Genomic DNA, 7,689 nt, shown 5'->3' with positions numbered 1-7,689 from the left:
GTGCTGGGCACCCCGCCCAGGAGCGTGCCCAGCACGAAGGGCCACATCCGCATCCGCGTCAGCCCGAAGCCGTAGTTGACCACCTGGTAGGGGATGACCGGAACCAGGCGCAGCTGGAGCACCGCCATGAGGGCGCGTCCGCCCGCCAGGGTCTCCAACCGGGTGCGGGCCCCCTCGGGCAACCGCCGGGCCACCGCGTCGCCCGCCACGTGGCGGGCGACCCAGAACTGGGCCAGGGCGGCGCACACCCCGCCCGCCACGGCCAGGACCAGGCCCAGGGACATTCCGAAGAGCAGCCCGGCGGCGGCGTTGAGGGCGGGCCTGGGCAGGAAGGCGAACACCCCCAGCAGGTACACGCTCAGGTAGGCCAGCGGAGCGGCCGCTCCGGCGTCCTCCACCCAGGCCTGGAGGGTCTCCAGGTCGGGGCCCCACAACAGCGCCGACACCAGCAGCGCCACCCAGAGCAGCAGCAGGGCGAGCCGCGACACGTCCGCGGCTCGCACGCCGCGCGTGTCCTCACCCATGGCCACAGCGTACGCCCGGCGCCGGACTCCCACGGAACCGGCGGATACACGCCGTTCGGCGCAGGCGGCGCGAACGGTGCGTTCAGTGTTGTTCGGGACGCTCCGAACACCCGTGCCGCCCGGGGCGGACGGTGCGGCCCGCGCTGTCCGGAACGGTCGGGATGACCGCGGGCCCGGGGCGGACGGTAGGGCCGCGCTACTCGGGACGGTCGTGGCGCCCGTGGTGTTCGGGGTCCTCGGAGGCCTCGGGGAGGCGCAGAACGAACGCGGCCCCGCCGAGCAGTTCGCTGTGTCCGGCCAGCAGACTGCCGCCGTGGGCCCGGGCGATCTCGCGGGAGATGGCCAACCCCAGACCGCTGCCGCCGGGATCGCGCTCCCGCGACTCGCTCAACCGCGCGAAGCGCTCGAAGATCCGCTCCCGCTCCCCGGGCGGAATCCCCGACCCGTCGTCGTGCACCTCCACCACCGCGAAACCGTCCTCCCGCCCGACGATGACGTCGACGCGGGATACGGCGTGCCGGTCGGCGTTGGCGATCAGGTTCGTCAGGACCCGCACGAGCCGCAGGCGGTTGGCGACGACGTGGACCGGCCCGGAGGAGTGCAGCCGCAGTTCGGGAATACGGCGCTCGAACGGGAACTCCTCCGCGACCAGCGCGGACAGGTCCAACCTTTCCTGGACGGGCGCGGTACCGGCGTCCAGACGGGCGAGTTCGAGCAGGTCGGCGACGATGTTCTCCAACCGCTCGGTGTCCGAGAGCAGGCCGGTGAGCAGCCGTTCACGCGCGCGGGCGTCGGGATCGGGATCGGAGAGCTCCACCTCCAGCTTGGTCCGCATCCCGGCGATGGGGTTGCGCAGCTCGTGGGAGGCGTCCGAGACGAACCGCCGCTGCCGGGCCATCCCCTCCTCCATCCGTTCCAGGCTGTGGTTGGCGGTACGGGCCAGGTGGGCGACCTCGTCGTCGCTGTCGGGCACCGGGAGCCTGCGGTGCAGGTCACTGACGGAGAGGGTGTCGAGCTGGGCCCTGATCTCCTCCACCGGGCGCAGCGCGCGGCCGACCCCGTGCCAGATGACGAACCCGGTGGTGGCGAGCAGGACGCAGGACATCACCACCAGCGCGTCCTCCAGCACGTGGGTGGCCACGATCTGGGGCGTGCCCACGGCCGCCAGGACGACGACGTCGCCGTAGGCCGTGTCGTCGACGGCGTAACCCGACACCAGCAGGCAGGTCCGGGGGTCGACGCCCGCGACCGGCCCGCAGACCGTGGTGTCCACCCGCGGGTCGGAGGCGGTGGGGCGCTCGGCGGTCAGCTGCGGCTGGCCCTCCATGGCGTCGCTGGAGGCGAGCACCGCACCGGAGTCGCGCGCGACGACCTGGATCCGCAGGACGGACTCCCCGTCGGGGATCAGCTCCGGGTAGCGCTGGACCGCGATGTGGTCCGCGACGTCGCGGGCCTCCTCCGCCGCCAGGTCGCGGACCTGCTCCACGATCGCCTCGCGGACGAGGAAGATGGTCAGGGCCAGGCCCAGTCCGGTGACCACGGCCAGTGCCGCGACCGCGCCGAACGTGACCCGGGCCCGAATCGACCGGGGACGTATCCGCTCCCACACCCTCATGGGCCCGTCATCCCAACCTGGCACCGACCCATTGTCACCCAGGGGGCCGGACATCCGTCGAAGCGACGGCGGTGTGGCGGCGGTTGGCGAACGGACCGGCGGTTACTGCTCGTAGGGGGAGGGCGGGTTGCTGACCTCCTCCATCTCCAGGACCTCGAACTCGTGCTGGCTGACGTCGGCGATGTCGCCCTCGGGCTCGACCCAGGTGCCGCGCACCGTCCACCAGCTGTCGGTCTCCGGCGGGGGCTCGTTGGAGATGTGCACCTTGTTGACGATGGCGTCGGCCGCGCAGCAGGACATCTGGAGGCGGGCCAGGAACCAGCCCTCCCCCTCGGGGTCGGGCACCGCGAAACCGGTCAGCTCGACCTCGCGCCCGGCCAGCTCGCGCTCCTCGTCCACCCAGGCGCGCATCACGAACTGGCGGATGTCCATCGCGACGACCTCGCCCGGTCCGGCCTCGGCCAGGCCGTCGTCGAAGCGGCCGGGGCGCGCCTGCTCGGGCGGCGGGGCGGAGGAGGCGGCGGTGGACTCCACGGTGTAGGCGCCCAGCGCGGGCGGGGCGACGACGAAGACCGCGACCACCGGCAGCAGGAGCAGCCAGGCCACTCTGGGCGCGCGGGAGTGGTCGTGCCCGTGGCCGTCGGCGGAGTGGTCGGAGCGCTCCTCGGGGGCGGTCGCGGCCGCCCTCTCACCGCGCAGCTCGGCCACGATGATGAGCACGCCGAGCACGGCCATGACCACGCCCGCGGCGATGAGGAAGGGGCCGAAGCCCGCCTTGACCCAGTTGAGGTAGAGGTCGGTGGCCACCGTGCTGGTCAGCGCGGCGGCGCCGAGCAGGACGAGGGTGAGCCCCTGGGCGATGCGGTTCACAGGAAGAGGCCTCCGATCAGGAAGGTGCTGAGCAGCCCGACCAGCAGGCACATCGGCGCGAAGCGCACCACGAAGCGCCAGCCGAACACACCCGCCTGCATCGCGATGAGCTTGAGGTCGACCATCGGGCCGATCACCATGAACGCGAGCTTGGCGGTGGGCGAGAACTCGGTGAGGCTGACCGCGACGAACGCGTCGGCCTCGGAGCAGATGGACAGCAGGATGGCGAGCAGGGCGAGCACGAGGACCGAGACGACCGGGAGCCCGGCCACCGTCACCAGCCACTCGCGCGGGACCAGGACGTTGAGGGAGGCCGCGGCCAGGCCGCCGACCACGAGGTAGCCGCCCGCGTGCATCATGTCGTGCAGCATGGACTCGCGGAAGACGGTCCACCGGGATTCGCCGGGGGCGTGCGTGCGCGCGGGCAGGCGCAGCCAGTCGGTGCGGCCGAAGCGCACCCAGATCCATCCGATGACCACGGCGGCCAGCAGCGAGGCGACGAACCGGGCGAGCACCATCTCGGGCTGCCCGGCGAAGGCCACCGCGGTGGCGATCATCACGATCGGGTTGATCGCGGGCGCGGCCAGCAGGAAGGTCAGCGCGGCGGCGGGCGCGACCCCGCCCTTGATCAGGCTTCCGGCGATGGGGACCGAGGCGCACTCGCACCCGGGCAGCAGGGCGCCGGAGGCCCCGGCCACCGGCACCGCCCGCGCGGGGCTGGAGGGGATGAGGCGCTGGTAGACCGAGGTCGGGACGAACGCGGTGAGCGCCGCCGACAGCGCGACGCCGAAGACCAGGAAGGGCAGCGCCTGGAAGCTGATCGCGGTGAAGATGGTGGCCCAGGCCAGGAAGGCGTCGCTGGTCAGCCGGTCGGTGACCCAGGCGTGCCCCATCGCCATGGCGGTGATGAACAGGGCGAACAGCCAGACCGTGCCGGTCCTGCGCTGGCCGCCCCTGCGCCCCCAGTCCTCGGGGGGCAGTTCGTCGCCGCGGTCGTTCCACCCCCCGGCGAGGGTGTCGCCGAGCGAGGCGGAGGCGTTGGGCGGGGCGGAGCCGGGCGCGGCGGGGTCGGGTGCGGCGGCGGGCGTCGTCCGGTCGGACACGGTGGTACTCCGCGGTGGTCGGGTGGGAACTCCACGCATCGTACCGAAAATCGTTTTCGCCCGTCAGCGTCCCACTCCGGCCTGTGGACGACCGGACCCCGGGTTCAAGCAAGGTAGCCCTCCCCGGCGGGAACAGCGGTCTTCCGCTCTCCCCCACACCCACCTACCGCACCAGTCCCGCGGGCACCATCGCGGCGAGCGCCCGCGGCCGGTCCCCGGACCTGCGGGCCGCCACCAGCAGGAGCACGACGCCCACCAGGGCACAGACGCGGACCGCAGGCCGCCGACCCCCGGGGCAGCAGGGCCGTCACGGGGAGGGCGAGCGCGCCCGGGGCGGGCCCGGCCACGGCGGCCAGGAGGAACACCGGAGGAGGGAAGGGGAGCCGGTGGAGGGGGTGTTTACGGCACACCCCGGTCATCGCTCGGTGTCGGACCCCCGGTCCCCCTCCTCGGGGCCGTCGTCACCGTCGGAGCGGTCCGCGTCAGCGGCCTCGTCCACGGCCGTCGCGCCGTGCGACTCCGCCTCCCCCGGGTCGGACCGCTCGCCGTCCCGCCCCCGCTCCTCCGCGACCGCGCCCGGGTCCGGGGGCGCCTCGCCCTCCCCGCGGGGGACGTCCTCGGGCTGGGGCCCGGAGGCCGGGCCCCAGCACTCCACGTTGCGCAGGCCGGGCATCTTGGCGAGCGTGAACTGGGGGTCCAGGCCGTTGCGCAGCTGGCGGCTGTAGTCGGCCAGCAGCCGGAAGGCGATCCCCGACAGCGGCGCCAGGGCCAGCAGGTTCACGGTGGCCATCACGCCCATGGAGATGTCGGCCAGGCTCCACACCAGGGTCAGGGGCGCCACGGAGCCGAGGAAGACAGCCGCCAGGACCGCGTAGCGGAAGTAGGTCATGTGCTGGGGGCTGCTGTCCAGGAACTGGAGGTTGGTCTCCCCGTAGTAGTAGTTGCCCAGCACGGAGGTGAAGGCCAGCAGGAAGAGGATGATCGTGAGCGCGTGGACCGACCACCCGCCCAGGCTGGCCTCCAGCGCGCCCTGCGTGACCTGGATGCCCCGGTCGTCGCCGTACTCGGGGCCGCTGACCAGCACGATGAAGGCCGTCACCGAGCACACCAGCCAGGTGTCGAAGTACACGCCCAGCGTCTGCACGAGCCCCTGCTTGGCCGGGTGGGAGACCGAGGCGGTGGCTCCGGCGTTGGGGGCCGACCCCAGACCCGCCTCGTTGGAGAACATGCCGCGCCGCATGCCCTGGACGATGGCCGTGCCCACTCCCCCGGCGACGAACTCGCGCGCGCCGAACGCCGACGCGAAGATGTCGCCGACGACCCGGGGCAGCTCCCCTATGTTGAGGGCGACCACCCACAGGCCGATGAGGATGTACAGGACGGCCATGAGCGGGACCAGCGCCTGGGCGGCGTGCGCGATGCGCCTGACCCCGCCGAAGATCACCAGCGCGGTCAGGCCCGCCAGCACCAGCCCGATCACGGCCGACAGCGGCAGGCCGGGTGTCCCGCCGAGGGCGCCCACGGAGGTGGACACGGCGGCGGCGATGCTGTTGGCCTGCACCGTGTTGAACACCAGGCTGAAGGTCACGGTGATGATCACCGCGAACAGCACGCCCATCCACCGCCTGCCCAGCCCCTTCTCCATGTAGTAGGCCGGACCGCCCCGGAAGCCGGTGCTGGTGCGCACCTTGTACAGCTGGGCGAGGGTGGACTCCACGAACGCCGCGGCGCCCAGCACCGCGGCCATCGTCCACATCCAGAACACCGCGCCCGGCCCGCCCAGGATGATCGCGGTGGACACGCCGACGATGTTGCCCGTCCCCACCCGTGAGGCGGCCGAGATGGAGAAGGCCTGGAAGGAGGAGATCTCCCGTCGGCCGTCGGGCGCCACCCCCGGGGCGCTGCCCAGGACGCGGAACATCTCCGGCAGCAGGCGCAGCTGCACGACCCCCGAGCGCACCGTGAAGTAGACGGCCAGGACGATCAGGAGCGGGATGAGGAAGTAGCTCCAGAAGAAGTCGTTGACGGCGACGACTGCGTTGTTCACGCGCTCCCCTTCAAGCGGTCCGGTCTCCGGCAAGTGTCCACGTCACCGGAGGTGGGAGCCCGTGCGGACACGCGAAGGGGCGGTAAAGGACCGTAACGGGTCAACAACCCGCCGCGGGCACATGATCGGGCACCGGCCTGTGGTGGGGGCGCCCATGGTCAGCCGTGCCCGCGCTCCCTACGGTTGCCGGACATGAGACAGAAAGCCTCCTTCGGGCGGGTGGTCACCGCCAGCCTCATCGGCACGACGATCGAGTGGTACGACTTCTTCCTCTACGGGTCGGCCGCCGCGCTCGTGTTCAACCACGTCTTCTTCCCCGAGTCCGACCCGCTGGTGGGCACCATGCTGGCGTTCACCACCTACGCGGTGGGGTTCGTCGCGCGTCCGCTGGGCGGCCTGGTCTTCGGTCACTTCGGCGACAGGATCGGCCGCAAACAGCTGCTGGTCATCAGCCTGCTGCTCATGGGCGGATCGACGTTCGCGATCGGCCTGCTGCCGACCTACGCGGTGATCGGCGTGGCCGCTCCGCTGCTGCTGACGCTGCTGCGGGTGGTCCAGGGCTTCGCCCTGGGCGGCGAGTGGGGCGGCGCGGTGCTGCTCGTCGCCGAGCACGGCGAGCCGCGGCACCGGGGGTTCTGGGCGTCCTGGCCGCAGGCGGGCGCTCCGGGCGGCAACCTGCTGGCCACCGCCGTGCTGGCGGTGCTCGCCGTGGTGATGAGCGACGCGGCCTTCCTCTCCTGGGGCTGGCGCGTGCCGTTCCTGCTCTCGGGCGTGCTGGTGCTCATCGGCCTGTGGGTGCGCCTGGCGGTCAGCGAGTCGCGGGTCTTCCGCGACGCGCACGAGCGGGCGGCGGCCTCGGCCCGGCCCGAGCGCGCCCCGATCCTGGGCGTGCTGCGCGACCACTGGCGCGAGGCCCTGGTGGCCATGGGCGTGCGCATGGCCGAGAACGTGTCGTACTACGTCGTCACCGCGTTCATCCTGGTCTACGCGACGCAGGAGGCGGGGATGCCCAACGGCCAGGTGCTCAACGCGGTGCTCGTCGCCTCGGCGGTGCACCTGGTGACCATCCCCGCCTGGGGAGCCCTCTCGGACCGGATCGGCCGCAGGCCGGTGACCGCGCTGGGGGCCGCGGGGGCGGGGCTGTGGGTGTTCGCCTTCTTCCCGCTCGTGGACGCGGGGACCTTCTGGTCGGTGACCCTGGCCGTGACGGTCGGCCTGGTCCTGCACGGGGCCATGTACGGCCCGCAGGCGGCCTTCTTCTCCGAGCTGTTCAGCACCCGCGTGCGCTACTCGGGAGCGTCGGTGGGCTACCAGCTGGCGTCGATCGTGGCGGGCGGGCTGGCCCCGCTGGTCGCGACGGCCCTGCTGGCCTCGTTCGGCAGCAGCGTGCCGGTCTCGCTGTACGTGGCCGCCATGGCCGCGGTCACCCTGGTCGCCGTCGCGGCCGCCCGCGAGACCAGGGGCCGCGACCTGCGGGAGGTGGCAGTGTCCGAGAGAAGTGGGTGACCCCGGTAAAAGGGCCCGGGCCCC

At 72.8% G+C, this 7,689-nt stretch carries 6 protein-coding genes; 1 reads left to right on the top strand and 5 read right to left on the bottom strand.

The genetic code is table 11. The features are described from left to right. From DQW06_RS06825 to DQW06_RS06805, 5 genes are all read right to left on the bottom strand, one after another. On the bottom strand, window positions 1–524 hold a 524-nt coding region (locus DQW06_RS06825), incomplete at its 3' end, for a TVP38/TMEM64 family protein (protein ID WP_157983364.1). A gap of 196 nt (window positions 525–720) precedes the next feature. Further along, window positions 721–2,139 carry a cell wall metabolism sensor histidine kinase WalK gene (locus tag DQW06_RS06820; protein WP_117198160.1) on the bottom strand — a complete coding sequence of 473 codons (1,419 nt, stop codon included), beginning with the start codon at window positions 2,137–2,139 and terminating at the stop codon, window positions 721–723. A gap of 102 nt (window positions 2,140–2,241) precedes the next feature. Continuing rightward, window positions 2,242–3,009, bottom strand: a complete 768-nt coding sequence (locus DQW06_RS06815) for a TIGR03943 family putative permease subunit (protein WP_117198159.1) — start codon at window positions 3,007–3,009, stop codon at window positions 2,242–2,244. Next, window positions 3,006–4,112, bottom strand: coding sequence for a permease (locus tag DQW06_RS06810; RefSeq protein ID WP_013153815.1), 1,107 nt, complete (start codon window positions 4,110–4,112; stop codon window positions 3,006–3,008). Before DQW06_RS06810 ends, DQW06_RS06815 begins: the two co-directional genes overlap by 4 nt. Window positions 4,113–4,527: 415 nt before the next feature. Next, a complete protein-coding gene (locus DQW06_RS06805; protein ID WP_013153816.1) occupies window positions 4,528–6,159 on the bottom strand; it encodes a sodium:alanine symporter family protein in 1,632 nt (543 codons plus the stop codon). 192 nt (window positions 6,160–6,351) lie between these two features. Here DQW06_RS06805 and DQW06_RS06800 point away from each other — a divergent pair, with 192 nt between their 5' ends. Further along, window positions 6,352–7,665 (top strand): MFS transporter, encoded by a 1,314-nt coding sequence (locus DQW06_RS06800; RefSeq protein WP_013153817.1) that lies wholly within the window; start codon window positions 6,352–6,354, stop codon window positions 7,663–7,665. The last annotated feature ends 24 nt before the right edge of the window (window positions 7,666–7,689 follow it).

The sequence above is a fragment of the Nocardiopsis sp. TNDT3 genome, from assembly GCF_003427465.1.
Taxonomy (GTDB): domain Bacteria; phylum Actinomycetota; class Actinomycetes; order Streptosporangiales; family Streptosporangiaceae; genus Nocardiopsis; species Nocardiopsis dassonvillei.
The sequence above is the reverse complement of the archived record's forward strand: the minus strand, read 5'-3'. Positions and strand labels throughout refer to the sequence as shown.

Coding starts and splice junctions, on each gene's coding strand:
- DQW06_RS06820 (WP_117198160.1), bottom strand. CDS start 2,139: ATGAGGGTGTGGGAGCGGATACGTCCCCGGTCGATTCGGGCCCGGGTC.
- DQW06_RS06800 (WP_013153817.1), top strand. CDS start 6,352: ATGAGACAGAAAGCCTCCTTCGGGCGGGTGGTCACCGCCAGCCTCATC.